The organism is Streptomyces sp. NPDC001406, from assembly GCF_042895285.1.
Taxonomy (GTDB): Bacteria; Actinomycetota; Actinomycetes; order Streptomycetales; family Streptomycetaceae; genus Streptomyces.
In genome coordinates, this window is the sequence record NZ_JBIAWG010000001.1 from 809,722 (window position 1) to 826,480 (window position 16,759).

Below are 16,759 nucleotides of genomic sequence, written 5' to 3' on the forward strand. Positions count from 1 at the left end.
AGTGGCCGGAGTCCCGCAACTCCCGCACCAGGCGGGCCGCCACCGGAACGGGTACTCCGTGGCGCTCGGCCGCGCGCAGCAACGCGCCGCCGATGGCGTCGAGTTCGAGCGGACGTCCCGCCTCCGCGTCGCGCTGCATCGACGATTTCGTAGCGGGCGGGAAGGCGTCGTAGCGGGCGAGTGCCCCGGCCGGGTCCGCGGGGGCGCCGCAGGCGGTGGCGACGGCCGCGGTCTCCGCGACGAGGGCCGTCAACTCCTCGCGGTGGCGCGTGCGTACGTCACCGAGAGGCAGTTCATATCGGGTGGTCAGCAGGGCGAACGGGGCAAGGAACGACATCTTCGCCCACAGGGCCGACGTCTCGTCCTCGCAGACCCGGGTGGCCGGACCGGCGGCGCCCAGGGCCGTCGCGAGCGCGTCGAGGAGCGGGCGGGGTACCGGGTCGCCGGCCAGGTCGATCTCGGTGAAGGGACTGCCGTGCTCGATCAGCCCGGGCGCGAGGCGGGTGGACTCGACCCGGATCACGGCAGGGGCCACGCGGTCGGGACGGTGGCGGGCGCGCAGCAGCGCGGGGTGCTCCACGCCGTTCAGGAACGGTACGAGAAGGGCGTCGCCGAGGACGCCGGGCGGGACTCGGGTGAGGGCCGCGTCCAGTGCCGTGTGCTTGACCGTGACCAGGCAGGCGTCCACGGGTTCGCGGAGTTCGGTGTCGGCCTCCACGGGCGCGGTGAAGTCCCCGAACTGGCCGCTGCGGACGCGGATTGAACCGGTGCGCAGGGCGTCGGCGGTCTCGTCTCCCGCCAGGCAGATCACCCGATGGCCGTCACGCGCCAGCAGGCCCGCGAGGAGGCCGCCGATGCCGCCCGGGCCCAGGACGGCCACGGTGAGTCGTTCGTTCGCCATGATGTGGTTGTTCCTCTCGTCGGGTCGGCCCCGGGAACGGTGGCCGCCTTCACGGGAGATCCTTCCAGGGCGCGCGGGAGTGCGTGAGACTGGGGGTATGTGCCGCAGCCTCAAGACACTCCGCCCACCTGCCCTGGCCGAGGAGGCCACGGAGGACGAAATCCGCGCCGCCGCCCTGCAGTACGTGCGAAAGGTATCCGGCTTCCGGGCACCGGCCGCACACAACCGGGAGGCGTTCGACAGAGCCGTGAACGCCGTCGCAGAGGCCACCGCCGAGCTGCTGGAAACCCTGGAGATCCGAGGCCAGACGGCTCGCACGGGCACGTAGAACCGACCTGACGGACCGGGCCGAGCCGGGCGGAGAAAGGCGACGGCGCCTGATCAGCCGGGGGCGAGCGGGGCCGTGGGCGTCCGCAGGCCGAGCGTGGCCGGAGGGCGTCGGTTGGGCTGGTGGCCCTGGGGTGCCTGCCGACTGAGCGAGGGCGTGCCTGCTGGCTCAGCGGGGTCGCAGGACACTCGCCGGTACGTGCGGGGCCGTGGGGCGTCCGCCGGTCCTGCGCGAGCCACGAGGCGCCTGCCGACCCACGAGAGCCGACAGCGACCGCCCGCAGATACCCCCGAGCCACACGCAGCGCCCTCCTGAAGGCCGGGCATGCAGGCCTGCCGCTGAGGGCGGGGCCGCGCGGCTGGGCCTCCGGCCGGCGCCGAATCAGGTGCGGCGGCCGTCTCCGTACGGTCGTGCCGCGGGTCCCGTCGCTGCGGCAGGCCCGCAGAACCGAGCCCCGGGTTTCGTCGTCGGACTCCCGTCATCCGCCCGAAGGGCGCGCCCGACGGGCCCTTCGGCGAGTGGGGGCACGTCGCGCGCCCTCAAGGCAGCGCGGGAGTGTGCGTGGTGTCGCGGGGCGCATGGGACTTCGGCGGCAGGCGCCAGTGGTGCGGCCCCGCCCTGGCCAGGAGGCCTGCGGCCGGCGCCGCGTCAGGTTCGGCGCGGCACCGCCTCCGGACTGTCCCGTCGCCGGGCCTCGTTGCTGGGGCAGGTCCGCCGGACCTTGCCCTCGCGGTCCTGTCGCCGGAGTCCCGTCCTCCGCCCGGAGGGCGCTCCCGGGCGGGCCCCCGGAGCGCGTGGGCCACCTCCCTACGACGCCTCCGAAGTCTCCGGCTGGTGGCGCATCAGGTAGGCCGCCGCCGCGCCCGCGCCGAAGAGTGCGGCGAAGGACACTGCCGTGGCCAGCCAGCTGGCGCCCAGCCACTGGCCGCCGAAGTAGCCGAGGGCGACGCTGTAGCCGGCCCAGGAGAGGCCGGCCAGGGCGGACCAGGGGACGAAGTCGCGGGCCCGGCGGTGTGCCGCGCCGGCGCCCAGCGAGACGATGGAGCGCCCGGCCGGGGCGAATCGGGCGAGTATCACCAGCGGACCGCCGCCCTTGGAGAGAGCCGCGCCGAGACGTTCCTGCGCGCTGGTCAGACGCCGGGAACGGGCGATCGCACGGTCCAGTCGCTCACCGCCGCGCCAGGCCAGCCGGTACGCCACCAGGTCGCCCAGCACCGAGGCGGTGGCCGCGGACAGGGTCAGGGTCAGGATGTCCGGCACATGCCCCGTGGTGCCCGAACCCGCGGCCGCCGCCGTGGCCGCCGTGATCACCAGCACCCCGCTCGGCAGCACCGGCAGGAAGACGTCCAGCAGTACCGAAACGGCGACCGTGGCATAGATCCATGGGCCGACGATCAGCGACACCACGTCTTCGAACACGACTACTCCCCGTTACTCCCCCGATAACAGCCATACAGCGTACGCCCAGGGTGTGACAGAAGGGTCACGGGGGGCTTATGTATTCGTACAGTCTGTCAACTCGGGCGCGGCCGGGCGACGGAATATCTCAGCCCCGCGCTTCTCGAACACCGCGGTTGTCCCTCATGAAGGGGTGAGGGAGGACTCCTCCACGGTCTTCAGCGACCCGTCCAGCCGTGCCCGCTCCAGCCTCAGCCGCGCCGAACGCCCTTGCAATGTAAGGGACATGAGCTGGTTGCCGAACCAAGGGCCGCCCGTCCTGCGCCAGTCGACCGGCGGCGCAGGACAGCCGCCGTGCCGGGCGAGCCGGCGTCCCAGGAGCCGGGCCGCGGCGCTCCAGCCGAAGCGGAAGCCGAGCCGCAGCGACAGGGGCACGGCGTTGTGCACGGGGGAGCAGGTGAGCTGCAGGACGCGGGCGCCGGGGCCGCCGGCCGGCCACGAGGGCTCGGCGACATAGGCGTGGTGCACGTCTCCGGACAGCACGCAGACCGTCGCCGGTGCGTCGGGTCCGGATGCGGCCTCGGCGAACAGTTCGGTCAGGGCGGTGAAGGAGGCGGGGAAGGCGGCCCAGTGCTCCAGGTCGGCCCGACGGCGCAGATCCTCGCCGAAGCGCGCCCAGCGTGCGCCGCGGTCGCCCCGGCACAGGGCCGCGTTCCAGGTCTCGGCGTCGTGCACCAGATGCGGCAGCAGCCAGGGCAGGGAGGTGCCGACGAGGAGATGGTCGTACGAGCCGGGGTCCCCGAGCGCCTGCTCGCGCAGCCACGCCGCCTGGCCGGGGTCGAGCATCGCGCGGCGCTCCTCGTCGAGCACCCGGGCCGCCCGGGTGTCCACCATGAGCAGCCGTACCCGGCCGAAGTCGCGCCGGTAGCTCCAGCGGACCGAGGACGGATCGGCGTCTGCCCCGGCGGCGAAGGCGCGCAGCACGTCCGTGCCGTCCGGGGTCTCGCGCACCGCCGCGTACAGCGGGTCGGCGGCCAGCTCACCGGGCGACAGATTGCCCAGGTGCTGGTACACCCAGTACGACATCAGACCGCTCAGCAGCCGCTCCTGCCACCACGCGGTCGCGCGCATGTCGGCGAGCCAGGAGGCGGAGGTGTTCCAGTCGTCGATGACGTCATGGTCGTCGAAGATCATGCAGCTGGGCACGGTGGACAGCAGCCAGCGCACCTCGGGGTCGAGCCAGGACTCGTAGTAGAGGCGGGTGTACTCCTCGTAGTCCGCGACCTCGCCGCCGGGCGGGTCGTCCAGGTTGCGTCGGGCGGCGAGCCAGCGCCGGGTCGCCGGGGAGACCTCGTCGGCGTACACCTGGTCGCCCAGGAGGAGGAGCACGTCGGGGCGCTCGCCGCCGGGGCCGGCAGCAGTCCGGGCCGCCAGCGCGTCCAGGGCGTCAGGGCCGGCCGGATCGCTGCTGTCGCCCGGGGGCGCGGCCCAGCGGCAGGAGCCGAAGACCACACGGACCGGATCGCCCTCGGCGGGCGTGCGGATGACGGAGGGCGGGAAACGGGAGTCGGGCAGCGGCCACACCCGTGTGCCGTCGAGCAGCACCTCGTACGACGGTGACGTGCCCGGGGTGAGTCCGGTCACCGGGACCAGGGCGTAGTGGTGCCCGGCCACCTGGAAGGTGCGGGCCGTGCCGCCGGCGCCGTCGGCGCAGCGCACCTCGGCGCCGCACGGACGGCTCGTCTCGACCCAGACGGTCGCGGACGAGCCGTCGGCGTACCTCAGCAGTGGTCCCAATAGCAGTCCGGCCACGGCGCCCGCCCTCTTTTTTGGTCGGTTCACCTCCGGGGCGCGCCCCTTCGGCTCACCTCCTCGTCGTGATCCGTACGGTATTGAACGACGGGGGAGGGCGGACAGACCTCTGCGATCAGCAGCCCGCGAGGTAGTTCGTCAGCGCGGTCTTCTCGGCCGAGTCGACCGAGAGGTCGTAGTAGTACTTCACCTGGACCCAGGCGCGCACGTAGGTGCAGCGGTACGCCGTGCGCGACGGCATCCAGGTGGCCGGGTCCTGGTCGCCCTTCGCCTGGTTCACATTGTCCGTGACGGCCAGCAGCTGGGGCCGGGTGATGTCGTTGGCGAAGCCCTGGCGCTGGGCGGTGGTCCACTTGCCGGCGCCGGAGTCCCAGGCCTCGGCGAGCGGGACCAGGTGGTCGATGTCGACGTCGGAGGCGGCGGTCCAGGTGGCGCCGTCGTAGGGGGAGTACCAGCTGCCGCTGGTGGCGGTGCAGGCGGAGTCGGTGACGACGTTCGTACCGTCCCGCTTGAGGATGTACTCGCGGGTGTTGCAGGTGCCGCTGATGGTGATCCAGGTCGGGAACAGGTCCCGGTTGTAGCCGGTGCGGTTCTCGGTGGCCACGGTGAGCTGGGAGAGGTAGCTGCGGGCGGTGGCGGCGCTGACCGGCGTGGGGAGGGCGGCGGAGGCGCTCGGGGAGTTGAACAGTGCGGCGGAGGCTATGAGACCGGTGAGCGTCGCGAGTATGCTGAGGCGTCGACGCGCGTAGAACTTCGGCATGCGAACTCCCTTGTGGGTGGGGGTGTTGGAGCACGAGCGAGGGAATGCTCCCGGCTCCGCGTTGCCGGATGGTGAGTGTTCGGTAAGAAGTTAGTGACGTGTTCATGACACGACAAGGTTTACGGTCGAACTTTCCGTCGCGTACGATGGGTGGCGCAGAAGGGGAGTAGCTCCTCGCCGGACCGTCGACATACTGCTCAGCCAGCCTGAGCCGGCGCCCGGAGCCGGACCTCGGTCACGAGACCGGCCAGCGAGACCTTCGGCAAGCAGTGCACGCCCGTGCCCCACGGCACGGGTGCCGTGTGCTGCCATGCCGAGGTGTCTCCGTGCGACGCACAGCACTCTCGGTGGGGCAGCCCCGACCGATTGAGGGACTTTGATCAGCATCACCGTGACGGCGCTCGTCTTCGGCGTCATCTTCCTCGCCGAACTGCCGGACAAGACCGCGCTGACCGGCCTCGTCCTCGGTACCCGCTACCGGGCCTCGTACGTCTTCGCGGGCATCGCCGCCGCCTTCCTGCTGCACGTGGCGCTCGCCGTCGCGGCCGGCAGCGTGCTGACACTGCTGCCCCAGCAGATCGTGCACGCGCTGACCGGCGTCCTCTTCCTCGGTGGCGGCGCGATGCTGCTGCTGAAGAAGGACGACGGCGAGGAGGAGATCAAGAAGCCCGCCGACCAGTCCTTCTGGAAGGTCGCCGGTACCGGCTTCATGCTCATCCTGGTCGCCGAGTTCGGTGACCTCACGCAGATCATGACCGCGAACCTCGCCGCCCGCTACGACGACCCGCTCTCCGTCGGCCTCGGCGCGGTGCTCGCCCTGTGGGCGGTCGCCGGACTCGGCATCGTCGGTGGAAAGGCCCTGATGAAGCGGGTGCCGCTGCGGCTCATCACGAAGATCGCGGCGCTGCTGATGCTGACGCTCGGCGTGTGGAGCCTGTGGGAGGCCGTGGCGGGCTGAGCTGAACGTCAGGTGAATGCTCGCCGGGGGAGGTGGCGGGATGCTGCCGGGTTTTGTACCGTGGAGGAACAAAGTGGTTCCCGCCCGTTTTCCCTGACCGGCGGGCGGGGCCGCCTTGTCCTTCCCTCCCGCCTTGGAGCTGCCGATGACGGCCACCGCCGCGTCCACCGCCACGCCCACCGTCCTCACCGCCCGCGCCCTCCTGCTCGACATGGACGGCACCCTCGTCAACTCGGACGCCGTCGTGGAGCGGATCTGGCGGCGCTGGGCCGAGCGGCACGGGCTGGACGCGGACGAGGTGATGAAGGTCGTGCACGGGCGCCAGGGACACGCCTCCATGGCGGTCCTGCTGCCGGACCGGCCCGTCGAGCAGAACCTCGCCGACAACACGCGCATGCTCGCGGAGGAGACCGCGGACGTGGAGGGCGTCGTCGCGATCCCCGGCGCGCCCGAGTTCCTGGCCTCCCTGCGCGGGCTTCCGCACGCCTTGGTGACCTCCGCCGACGTGGCCCTGTCGACGGCCCGCATGGCCGCGGCGGGGCTCGGCCTCCCGGACGTCCGCGTCACCGCCGAGTCGGTCGGCGCGAGCAAGCCCGACCCCGAGGGCTTCCTGAAGGGGGCCGCGGAACTGGGCGTCGAGCCCGCCGACTGCATCGTGTTCGAGGACTCCGGCGCGGGCATCACGGCCGGCCGGGCCGCCGGGATGCGGGTCGTGGGGGTCGGAGCACGGGCCCGGTTCCACGGGCCGGACGTGGTCGTGGAGGACATGACGCGGGTCAGGGCCGAGTCCGCGGGGGACGGGACGATCCGGCTGCACGTCGGCTAGTGCGGCACGTGGCTCACCGTCGACGCCGCCTCGGAAACAGTGCGCCGAGCGTCCCGCAGACAATCGCTCCGAGCAGCAACCCTCCCCACGGCGCCCCGCCCGGCCGATGCGAGACCAACGCGTAGGCGAAGAAGCCGAGGCCGCCGCCCGCCAGGAAGAACGCAAAGCCGCGCAGCCCGAACCACCACCTGGGGCGATCCATCTCTGAAGTCACGCCGGGCATTATCCACGCGCGCCGGCAGTCGGGTCCCAGGCCCCTTCGCCTCGCACAGTCGGCACGGCGCTACGGCTCAGGCGTCTCCTTCTCCAGCTGCGCCCGCGTGGCCGCCCCGTACACCCCGGGCTCGTCGGAGTCGATGCCGCGGGCCCACTGGAAGCTGCGCACGGCGTCCTCGACCTGGCCGTCGTAGTTGCCGTTGGCGTCACCGATGTAGAGGTTCAGCCGGCGCAGCCGGAGCTGGAGCTCGGTGACCTCCGGGCCGTGGTCGCCGCGGCGCAGTACCGGTGCGGAGGTGGGCCACGGGGAGTTCTCCGTGCCGGTGACCGTCGCCGTCTGCGTCGGTGTCGCCGAGCGGGACGGGGTCGCGGACGGAGTCGCTTTCGAGGGCGTGGGCGAGGGGCTCGGACTCGGGGACACCGTTGCCGACGGCGAGGGCGACGCCGAGGTCGGGCGCGCGGACGTCGCCGCCGTGGACGCCCGCTCCGACGCGGCTCCGGTCGTCGCCTCGGGCACGCTCTCCCGTACCTCCCGGGGCGCGGCCCCGTCCCGCGACGGCGTCTCGTACGAGAACAGCCCGCTCGCGAAACCGGCCGCCGCGACGACCGTGACCACGGCTCCGGCGACGGAGAGCACCAGGGCGCGGCGGGACCGGCGCGGCCGCCGCTCCTCCTCCGGCCCGACGCCCGGCTCGTCCCGCCCGGGCTCGAAAATACGCAGGTCAGTAGTGCTCGGCCCGGTCACCGGGTGCAGCGGCACGGTGATCTCGGCGGCCGGGATCGGCTGGGTGACTCCCTCGCCCTCGGTGGAAGCCACGGACGAGGATCCCGCCGACGCGGGCCCCTTGGTCGCCGGCCCCTCTATCTCGACGTACGGCCGTATCCGCAGCGGATTGAAGTCCTCCGCCGCGGCCGCCTCCGCCGTACGCGCGTCGCGCAGGGCGTCGGACGCCCGCTGTGCGCAGTCGCACGACGGAGTGTTGCCCGGCCCCTTCGGCGCCCCGCACTCCGGGCACTGGAGGCCTTTCGCGTCAGTCACGTAGTCGTCCCCTCCCCTCACGAACTCCCGAGAATATGCAGAGGTCCCTCACATCGTGATGCGGCTCAACGGGCCATAACGGGTGACACCGATCACGATGGAAGGAGTGGCGAGGGCCCCGGGAGGTCTCATGACGCTGGACACGCACGTCACGGCGCAGGAACCGAAGGACACGGAGCACGTCGCCGGCAATGTCCTCGTCCCGATGGGCGCCCTGCTGCTCGGTCTGCTGCTCGCCGCGCTCGACCAGACGATCGTGTCTACGGCGCTGCCGACCATCGTCAGTGACCTCGGCGGTCTGGAGCACCTGTCGTGGGTGGTCACCGCGTATCTGCTGGCCTCGACCGCCGCGACCCCGCTGTGGGGCAAGCTCGGCGACCAGTACGGGCGCAAGAAGCTGTTCCAGATCGCGATCGTGATCTTCCTGATCGGCTCGGCGCTGTGCGGCATGGCCCAGAACATGGGCGAGCTGATCGGCTTCCGGGCGCTGCAGGGGCTGGGCGGCGGCGGGCTGATCGTGCTGTCGATGGCGATCGTCGGCGACCTCGTGCCGCCCCGTGAACGCGGCCGCTACCAGGGGCTGTTCGGCGCGGTCTTCGGGACGACCAGCGTGCTCGGCCCGCTGCTGGGCGGGCTGTTCACCGAACACATCGGCTGGCGCTGGGTCTTCTACATCAACCTGCCCGTCGGCATCGTCGCGCTCGCCGTGATCGCCACCGCGCTGCGCATCCCGCGCAGGTCCGCCGAGCACGTCATCGACTACCTCGGCACCTTCCTGATCGCCGCGGTCGCCACCTGTCTGGTCCTGGTCGCCTCGCTCGGCGGCACCACCTGGGCCTGGGGATCGGCGCAGATCATCGGTCTCTCGGTGCTCGGCGTCGTACTCGCCGTGCTGTTCGTCGGCGTGGAGCGCAGGGCCGCCGAACCCGTGCTCCCCCTCAAGCTGTTCGGCATCCGCACCTTCACGCTCTCCGCGGTGATCAGCTTCATCGTGGGCTTCGCCATGTTCGGCGCGATGACCTATCTGCCGACCTTCCTACAGGTCGTGCACGGCGTCTCGCCGACCATGTCGGGTGTGCACATGCTGCCCATGGTGGCGGGCATGCTGCTGTCCTCGACCGGCTCCGGGCAGATAGTCAGCCGGACCGGGCGTTGGAAGGTGTTCCCCATCGCGGGCACCGGCGTCACCACGCTCGGTCTGCTCCTGCTCCACCAGCTCGACCAGAACAGCTCCACCGCGGAGATGAGCACGTACTTCTTCGTGTTCGGGTTCGGCCTGGGCCTGGTGATGCAGGTCCTGGTCCTCATCGTGCAGAACGCCGTGTCGTACGAGGATCTCGGCGTCGCCACCTCGGGAGCGACCTTCTTCCGGTCGATCGGGGCCTCGTTCGGGGTCGCCATCTTCGGCACGATCTTCGCGAGCCGCCTCGGTGAGCAACTGGCCGCCGCCCTCCGGGGAGTGAGCCTCCCCGCGGGCCTGTCGGCGAGCACGCTGCAGGCCGACCCGCGCGGCATCGCCGCCCTGCCGCCCGCGCTGCGCCCGGCGGCCCTGCACGCCTTCTCGGTCTCCATCACCGACGTCTTCCTGTACGCCGCTCCGGTGGCCCTCCTCGGCTTCGTACTGGCGTGGTTCCTGAAGGAGGACAGGCTGCGCGGCTCGGTCACCGCGCCCGATGTGACGGAGACCCTCGCCAGCAACCCGGTCCAGCGGTCCTCGTACGACGAGGTGTGCCGCGCGCTGTCGGTGCTCGGCACCCGCGAGGGGCAGCGGGAGATCTACCGGAAGATCGCCGCGCGGGCGGGCTACGACCTGCTGCCCGCGGCGAGCTGGCTGCTGCTGCGGATGCGGAAGTACGGCTCGGTGGAGCCGGGCGTGCTCGCCGGGCGCTGTGTCGTCCCGCTGAGCGTGATCCTCGACGCCGAGCGCCAGGTGGAGGTGCGCCGGCTCGCCGTCCGCGAGGGCCTCGACCTCAGCCTGACCGACGAGGGACGCGAGGTGGCCGACCGGCTGGCACGGGCCCGTGAGGAGTCGCTGGCCGAACTGCTCGGCGACTGGTGGGGGCCCGACCGGCCCACCGACCTGGACCGCCTGGTCAAGGTGCTGACCGACCAGATGTGCGGCTCGCAGCGGGAGCAGCCGCAGGGTGGGGCGGCGGCCGGGATCAGCTGAGGTCCTTGCGGAACCAGTGCTCCGCGTACGGGCCGGTGTTGTGCGGCTCCGTCTCCGTGTAGCCGAGCCGGGCGTACAGGGCGCGGGCCTCCACCAGGTCGCCCCGGGTGTCCAGGACGATCCGGGTGGCGCCGAGGGCGCGGGCGGCGTCCTCGGCGGCCGTGACGAGGAGGGCCGCGCCGCCCTTGCCGCGCAGCTCCTCGTGCACGAAGACCCGGGTGAGTTCGGCGGTGGCCGGGTCCAGGAGCCGTACGCCCGCGGAACCGCCCGGTGCGCCGTCGTACCGCCAGACCAGCAACTGCCCGTCCGGCGGGGTCAGTTCGGCGCCGGTTGCGGCGGCGATCTCCCGCTCCAGCTCGCCGGGCTCGGTCCGGTGCCCCTCGTGCAGCAGGTACCAGCGGTCGCTGACCTCCGTGTAGTACGCCCGCCAGAGCGCGGCGGCGACGGGAGAGTCAAAGGGTTCGGGAGCGATGGTCCAGGTCACGAACGACATTGTCAGGCGGACGGGTCGACCCCGCGCAACCGGATATGCCGCTCCCGCCACTCCCGTACGACCTCCTCGACGTCGTACGGCTTCTTGCCCAGCGGGGGACCGGGCGGTGGCTTGAACATCATGTCGCGGATCTTGACATTGACATCGGTGATGATCTTCCGGGCGATCCGCTCCGAGGGCGCCGCATACGCCGCCGCGAGCGCGTCCTCGGCCTCCTTGCGCAGGGCCAGGGCCGGGGGCAGGACCACCAGACCCTCCCGGGCCATCTTGCGCTTGACCCACCACAGTTCGTCGTACGTCGTGTCGGTGCCGGGCGGCAACGGCTGACCCGCGCCCGGAAGTTCCTCGAACTCGCCGCGCCCCTGCGCATCGCGGATCTGCTTGTCGACCCAGGACTCGAACGGGACGCCCGGTGGCTTTCGCTCGGTCATGAGTCCATTGTGCCGGACGCGGTGGGGCCGGGCGATTTATCATGCGGCCGCTGTAGAGGCACACTTGGAAACAGGTCAAGCGCACTTCAGGGGGAACGCACGTGCTCGAACTCACCATGGCCACCGTCTCCGCGGCGGACGCGGGCGCCACGGCCGGCATGCTCATGGCCGACGCGCCCAGCGAACCGGGCGCCGTGCTGCGGGTCGGCCGGGACGGGTCCGTGTGCCGTCTGGCCACACCCGACGACTGGCTGTTCGTCTCGCGGGTCCACCTGGAGTTCCTGTGCGGACCTGACGGGGGCTGGCAGGTGTCGTGGCTGCGCGGTTCGCAGCCGGACCCGTCGTCCGTGGTGCGGCTGGTGGTCGGGGAGTACGCCCAGCTCGTCGCCTACGGCGGGACCGTGCCGCTGCCCCGGGGCGGCTCCGGCGAGCTGGTCATCCAGGACCGCACGGGGCCGCGCAGCGTCAACGTGGGCTTTTACCACGAGGTGTAGACGCGAGGCGTGGAGCAGGGGCCCGGGAACCCGGCGGATCCGTCGGCCGGGGGGTGTCGTCCGGCTCAGGCCAGCACCCGGGCCAGCGCGAACCCGTCGTGGCCCTTGCTGCCCACGGTCTGGATCGCCGTGCCGGTGAGCCGGGGGTGGGCGGCGATCAGCTCGATGGCGGCGCGGTTGCCGCGGACGTCCGGGTCGTCGTAGCTCGCCGCGTCGACCACCCGGCCGCCGCGCACCACGTTGTCGATGATGATCAGGCTGCCCGCGCGGGTGAGCTTCAGCGCCCACTCCACATAGTTCGCGTTGTTGACCTTGTCGGCGTCGATGAAGACCAGGTCGAAGGGGGCCGGGTTCTCGTCGGCCAGCTGGGGCAGCGAGTCCAGCGCCGCGCCCACCCGCACCTCGACGACCTTCTCCAGGCCGGCGCGGGCGATGTTGCGGACGGCGACCTCGGCGTGCCTGGGGCTGTACTCCAGGGAGATCAGCCGGCCGTCCGCCGGGAGGGCGCGGCCGAGCCAGATCGTGCTGTAGCCGCCGAGCGTGCCGATCTCCAGGATGTTGTGGGCGTCCTGGATCTGGGCAAGCAGCTGGAGAAACTTGCCCTGGTTCGCCGTGACGTTGACGTGCGGGAGTCCGGCGGCCTCGCTGTCGCGCAGCGCCGCCTGGAGCGCCTCGTCGTCCGGCGCGAGGTGGCTGGAGAAGTAGAAGTCGACGTCGTCCCAGAGCTGCGACCCGCTCATGCACCTACTGCCTTTCGTGTCTAGTTAGAGTTTCTAACTAGCTGCCCTAACGAAGGTAGTCGCGCACCGGTTCCGTGTCAGCGAATCTCCGGAGCACCCGTTCCTTGTCAGCCGATCGGCGCAGGGGGGTGCACCGGCGGCGGGGGCACGACGGGCCGCCGCGAATGCCGGACCGCGATCAGCGCGGCGACGGCGCCGACCAGGACCAGGGAGCCCCCGATCGTCAACAGCCACACTGGCATCCCGGCCACCTTCAGCAGCCGGTCCTGGTAGATCACCTGCTGGTACGGCGTGTCCGAGGCGGTCCGGCGCAGCACGTGGTCGGCGGAGATGCTGGAGGGCTGCGGGAACTCCTGGGCCACGGCGGTCAGATACGGGGTGCCCGAGGCGAGGCGGCCGAGCGAACCCGTGGCCGTCGCAAGACGCCCGGCGAAGACGACCCGCGGCGGTTCGCCACCGATCGCGCTGCGCGGCTCCATGCGGTGCGCGGCCAGGATGTACAGGCCGAGCGACTGCGGGGTGCGGGCGAGCCGGGACAGGCGCATCGGGTAGACCGGCTCGTCGGCGGCGAAGGACAGGTGGATCGGGTCGAGGGCGCCGTTCAGGGAGGCGCCGGCGGCTTCCGGGGCCAGCTTGACCGCCACGTACTCCCAGTGCCGGTCGACGTACGGCTGAAGGGCGTCGCTCAGCCGGGCCGGGAAGGTGAAGCCGTTGGTGCGCAGCCACTTGTCCAGGGCGTCGGGATCGGTGGCGGTGAGCCGGGCGACATCGAAGGGCCCGAGCCGCTGACGGTCGACGACACCCACACGGGGCGCAGCGGCGCCCACGGCGGGCGGCGCCCCGGCGCTGTCGTCGCCCGCGCCGTCGAGCGGCCAGTCCCCCTCCTGGGGCCAGAAGTGATACCGGGTGCGGTGCACGGGGGCGGTGGCGGCGTCCAACTGGTCGAAGACCGCCGGGTCGCCGAGGTCCGCGTCCGCCCGGTGCGGCACCGGCATGATCCACGCGGCCCGGTCCGTGTCGCCCTGCACGGTCAGCCGCATCTCGATCTGCTCCTGCCGCCCGTCCCAACGCAGCACGGACGTCTCACGGGAAACACTGATCTGCCGCTGCGCCGCCGGCACCATCGCCCCGCACCCACAGGCATAGGCCGGGGCGACGACCCACCCGACCTGAATCCCCAGCAACGCCGACAAGACAGCCAGCCCCCGCCGCCACCACAGCCCCTCACCCACGCCCGACGCCTTCCCCCACGACCGACTCCCACTGGACAGGGCTTCAGACGGCAGGACGGGGCTCACGGGTTCCAGCCGCTCTCCAGCGGGCCCCGCCGACCCGCCCCGCCGGACCCCGCAGGTACACGGGCCCGCTGTCGCGCCCCTTTTCGGACAACTTGATGTGATCCTTGTCGCGCCCGAGGGAGGCAACCGAACCCCCCTCGCACTATCGTCATCCGGACAAAAGGAGGGCGGCCGTCAGGTGAAGCGGGGGTAGCCTGCGTCTCACTCCGGGGGTGGTGCGAACCTGAGGGTTCGCAAAGGGAAGCCGGTGCGTGACACGCACGGGACGAACGGGGCGGGAGGCCGACGAGGCGTGGCGAACGCGAACGTGGAGCACGGCGGACGATCAGCGGATGCCTTTGGGGGCACGGTGGCGGGCCAACGCCTGATGGCGGCCCGGCTGGGACTGTGGGCGATAGCCACGATCCTCGCGATACGGCAGCTGACCGTCGTCCTCACCACCCCGAGCGGAGAACGGCTGACGGCCCTGGAGACCTGGGTCGGCCCCAACGGCGTTCTGCACGTGAAGGGTTCGCTGTACGACTCGACACAGTTCACCGGCACCCCCTTCGCCGGACTGGTCCTCAAACCGCTGACCCGCGCCGCCGAACAGGCCCTCGGCTGGGCCTGGACCTTCGGCACCCTGCTCCTCGTCGTCGCGCTCGGCCTGGTCGCCGCCCGCGCCCTGCCCAAGCCCGTCGGCCGCCGCACCTCGATGCTCGCCGCACCGGTCGCGATCAGCCTGCTGATGCTGTCCCTGCCGGTGCGCAACACCCTCTGGCTGGGCCAGACCAGCATCATCCCCGTCCTGCTCGTGCTGCTCGGCTGCTTCGTCGTACGCGGGGAACGGGCCGGCGGTCTGTGCATAGGCGTGGCGGCCGCGCTCCAGCCGACCGTGCTCCTCTTCGCACCGTTGCTGTGGTTCACCGAGCGCCGCCGGGCCGCCGCCTCCGCCGGAGTCACCTTCGCCGCCGGCACCGCGCTTGCCTGGGCCGCGATGCCGCACGACTCGTACACCTACTGGGTCCACCACATGGCGGGCGCGGGCCTCGGCGGCAAGGCCGACGCCCTCGCCAACCAGTCCCTGCACGGCGCCCTGCTCCGCCTCGGCCTGTCCGGCCCGCTGGAGATAGGCCTCTTCTTCGGGCTGGGCGCGGCCGTCGCCGCCCTCGGCCTGCACCGCGCGGTGCGCTACGCCCGCGACGGACAACTGCTGCTCGCCGTCGCCGTCACCGGCTGCGCCGCGATAGCCGTGTCGCCCACCACCTGGCAGCACCAGCTGCTGTGGGTGCTGCTCGCGGTCGTCGGCCGGGTCGGCAAGCGGGCCTCGGACCGGTACGTCTGGCCGATCGCCGTCGTCCTGGTCACCACGCTCCCGGCCAAGATGATGCTGCCGAACATGCCGGTGGTGTACCCCTTGCGGGACAACATCGTGCTGCTCGCGGCCCTGGTCGCCGCCACCGTCGTACCGTTCCTGTCCCGCACGTCGCCGTACTACCAGAACCCGACCCCGACGGAGTACGCCGCACCGGTCCCGACACGCTTCAGGACCGTCCCGCTCCTCCCCTTCCTCCACCGGGTCCTGACCCGCCCGAACCTCCTCCTCGAACTCCTGCTGATCCGCGTCACATACGCGGCCTACCAGCAGGTCCGCCTCGCGGCGACCGGTGGCAGCAACTCCGAGGGCCGGGCGACGGCCGAGCACCACGGCCACCTCATCCTCGACATCGAGCGTTTCCTGCACATCGACATCGAGCACGCGGTCAACCACGCGGTGGCGAAGGTCGACTGGCTCCGCGACTTCTTCAACTTCTACTACGAGTCCTTCCACTTCGTCGTCCCGCTGACCATCATGGGCGTCCTCTACTGGCGCCGCCCGGTCGACTACCGCTGGGCCCGCTCGGCCCTCGGCTTCACCACCCTCCTCGCCCTGGTCGGCTTCTGGCTCTTCCCGCTGGCCCCGCCGCGCCTGATGCCGACCCTCGGCATGATCGACACGGTCCACGGCGTCCAGGACTTCTCCAAGCCGGACTACGGCACCCTCACCGCCCTCACCAACCAGTACGCGGCGATGCCCTCACTGCACTTCGGCTGGTCGCTGTGGTGCGGTGTCGTGATCGCGGTCATCGCCCCCAAGTGGTGGATGAAGGCACTGGGCCTGCTGCACCCGTTCTTCACGGTCTCGGCGATCGTCGCGACCGGCAACCACTGGGTACTGGACGCGGTGGGTGGCGCGGCCGTCGTGGGGGCGGGGTTCGGGCTGGCGTATCTGTTCCAGGGCCCGAGGGCGCGAACGGTGAAGGCGGTGACAGTCGCCCAAGAGGCAGGCAAGGTGCCCGTCGGCAGCACGTGACCGTAGGGGCCGCTCGCTTCTTGGTCAGTGTCGTGCTTCCGCGAGGCGAGTAAAGGGCGCTGCGTTCCACTTCGTTCCACTCCGCGTCGCCTGACGGCGATGGCCCTGCGGGCCACCCTTGACACGCCTCGCTCCAGCACGGGTGAGAAGCGAGCGAGCGGCCCGGAAGGGCGGGGGCGCGGCCGGGGTTGACCCTTCGGGTCCGCTGCGAGTGTGCCGTCGGCGGAGGGGGCGCGGTCGCGCCTCGCCGGCACGCCGGGTGGGCTTAGCGGCTGACGGCCGGTGGGGTGGGGGCGGGGGTGGGGTCGGGGTGAGGTGGGTGGGTGGGTGGGTGGGTGCGGGTGCGTGAGCGCGTGGGTGAGTGGGTGAGTGGGTGAGTGGGTGAGTGAGTGGGTGAGTGGGTGAGTGGGTGAGTGGGTGAGTGGGGGTGAGCCGGTGGGTGGGCGGGGCTGGCTTCAGGCACGTGACTGGTGGGACGTGTGTGACTAGAGGGGCATCTCCACGGGCACACATCCACCAACTGGCAGATTTGGGCCAACCTCAAAGTGCAACCCCGGCGGTGG

At 71.8% G+C, this 16,759-nt stretch carries 16 protein-coding genes; 6 read left to right on the forward strand and 10 right to left on the reverse strand.

Going from position 1 to position 16,759, the window contains the following annotated elements; genetic code table 11:
- The coding region (locus ACFY1J_RS03525; protein WP_390730503.1) for a ketopantoate reductase family protein at nt 1–901 on the reverse strand (901 nt) is incomplete at its 3' end.
- A gap of 97 nt (nt 902–998) precedes the next feature.
- Between ACFY1J_RS03525 and ACFY1J_RS03530 the strand changes: the two genes are divergently transcribed.
- Nucleotides 999–1,229: a DUF2277 domain-containing protein gene (locus tag ACFY1J_RS03530; RefSeq protein ID WP_390730504.1), complete on the forward strand. Its 231-nt coding sequence runs from the start codon at nt 999–1,001 to the stop codon at nt 1,227–1,229.
- 807 nt (nt 1,230–2,036) lie between these two features.
- On the opposite strand, the gene ACFY1J_RS03535 is transcribed toward ACFY1J_RS03530, so the two are convergent.
- The 3 genes from ACFY1J_RS03535 to ACFY1J_RS03545 form a co-directional block, all read right to left on the reverse strand.
- Entirely contained in the window at nt 2,037–2,648 is a 612-nt protein-coding gene (locus tag ACFY1J_RS03535; protein WP_390706343.1) for a DedA family protein, read from the reverse strand.
- A 162-nt stretch (nt 2,649–2,810) separates the two neighbouring features.
- Nucleotides 2,811–4,439, reverse strand: coding sequence for an alkaline phosphatase D family protein (locus tag ACFY1J_RS03540; protein WP_390706342.1), 1,629 nt, complete (start codon nt 4,437–4,439; stop codon nt 2,811–2,813).
- Between the two features lie 115 nt (nt 4,440–4,554).
- Nucleotides 4,555–5,199 (reverse strand): HNH endonuclease family protein, encoded by a 645-nt coding sequence (locus ACFY1J_RS03545; protein ID WP_390706341.1) that lies wholly within the window; start codon nt 5,197–5,199, stop codon nt 4,555–4,557.
- A gap of 376 nt (nt 5,200–5,575) precedes the next feature.
- Between ACFY1J_RS03545 and ACFY1J_RS03550 the strand changes: the two genes are divergently transcribed.
- Both ACFY1J_RS03550 and ACFY1J_RS03555 read left to right on the forward strand, forming a co-directional pair.
- Complete coding sequence (locus ACFY1J_RS03550) at nt 5,576–6,157, forward strand: TMEM165/GDT1 family protein (RefSeq protein WP_390706340.1); 582 nt, start codon at nt 5,576–5,578, stop codon at nt 6,155–6,157.
- A 145-nt stretch (nt 6,158–6,302) separates the two neighbouring features.
- Nucleotides 6,303–6,983, forward strand: coding sequence for an HAD family hydrolase (locus tag ACFY1J_RS03555; protein WP_390706339.1), 681 nt, complete (start codon nt 6,303–6,305; stop codon nt 6,981–6,983).
- Between the two features lie 13 nt (nt 6,984–6,996).
- Here the strand turns inward: ACFY1J_RS03555 and ACFY1J_RS03560 are convergent, their stop codons facing one another.
- Nucleotides 6,997–7,197 (reverse strand): hypothetical protein, encoded by a 201-nt coding sequence (locus tag ACFY1J_RS03560; RefSeq protein ID WP_390706338.1) that lies wholly within the window; start codon nt 7,195–7,197, stop codon nt 6,997–6,999.
- A gap of 69 nt (nt 7,198–7,266) precedes the next feature.
- A complete protein-coding gene (locus tag ACFY1J_RS03565) occupies nt 7,267–8,238 on the reverse strand; it encodes a peptidoglycan-binding protein (RefSeq protein WP_390730505.1) in 972 nt (323 codons plus the stop codon).
- A gap of 130 nt (nt 8,239–8,368) precedes the next feature.
- Here ACFY1J_RS03565 and ACFY1J_RS03570 point away from each other — a divergent pair, with 130 nt between their 5' ends.
- Nucleotides 8,369–10,408 (forward strand): DHA2 family efflux MFS transporter permease subunit, encoded by a 2,040-nt coding sequence (locus tag ACFY1J_RS03570; protein WP_390730506.1) that lies wholly within the window; start codon nt 8,369–8,371, stop codon nt 10,406–10,408.
- On the opposite strand, the gene ACFY1J_RS03575 is transcribed toward ACFY1J_RS03570, so the two are convergent.
- Nucleotides 10,401–10,901 (reverse strand): GNAT family N-acetyltransferase, encoded by a 501-nt coding sequence (locus ACFY1J_RS03575; RefSeq protein ID WP_390730507.1) that lies wholly within the window; start codon nt 10,899–10,901, stop codon nt 10,401–10,403. The two genes, ACFY1J_RS03570 and ACFY1J_RS03575, sit on opposite strands and share 8 nt — an antisense overlap.
- A 2-nt stretch (nt 10,902–10,903) precedes the next feature.
- Nucleotides 10,904–11,332 (reverse strand): DUF1992 domain-containing protein, encoded by a 429-nt coding sequence (locus ACFY1J_RS03580; protein ID WP_390706334.1) that lies wholly within the window; start codon nt 11,330–11,332, stop codon nt 10,904–10,906.
- 101 nt (nt 11,333–11,433) lie between these two features.
- Between ACFY1J_RS03580 and ACFY1J_RS03585 the strand changes: the two genes are divergently transcribed.
- A complete protein-coding gene (locus tag ACFY1J_RS03585; RefSeq protein ID WP_390706333.1) occupies nt 11,434–11,826 on the forward strand; it encodes a hypothetical protein in 393 nt (130 codons plus the stop codon).
- 65 nt (nt 11,827–11,891) lie between these two features.
- On the opposite strand, the gene ACFY1J_RS03590 is transcribed toward ACFY1J_RS03585, so the two are convergent.
- Together ACFY1J_RS03590 and ACFY1J_RS03595 are read right to left on the reverse strand one after the other, a co-directional pair.
- Nucleotides 11,892–12,566, reverse strand: coding sequence for an O-methyltransferase (locus ACFY1J_RS03590; RefSeq protein ID WP_390706332.1), 675 nt, complete (start codon nt 12,564–12,566; stop codon nt 11,892–11,894).
- A gap of 107 nt (nt 12,567–12,673) precedes the next feature.
- Nucleotides 12,674–13,864: a DUF2330 domain-containing protein gene (locus ACFY1J_RS03595; protein ID WP_390730508.1), complete on the reverse strand. Its 1,191-nt coding sequence runs from the start codon at nt 13,862–13,864 to the stop codon at nt 12,674–12,676.
- 367 nt (nt 13,865–14,231) lie between these two features.
- On the opposite strand from ACFY1J_RS03595, the gene ACFY1J_RS03600 reads away from it, so the two are divergent.
- Nucleotides 14,232–16,196, forward strand: a complete 1,965-nt coding sequence (locus tag ACFY1J_RS03600; protein ID WP_390730563.1) for a bifunctional glycosyltransferase 87/phosphatase PAP2 family protein — start codon at nt 14,232–14,234, stop codon at nt 16,194–16,196.
- Nucleotides 16,197–16,759 lie beyond the last annotated feature (563 nt).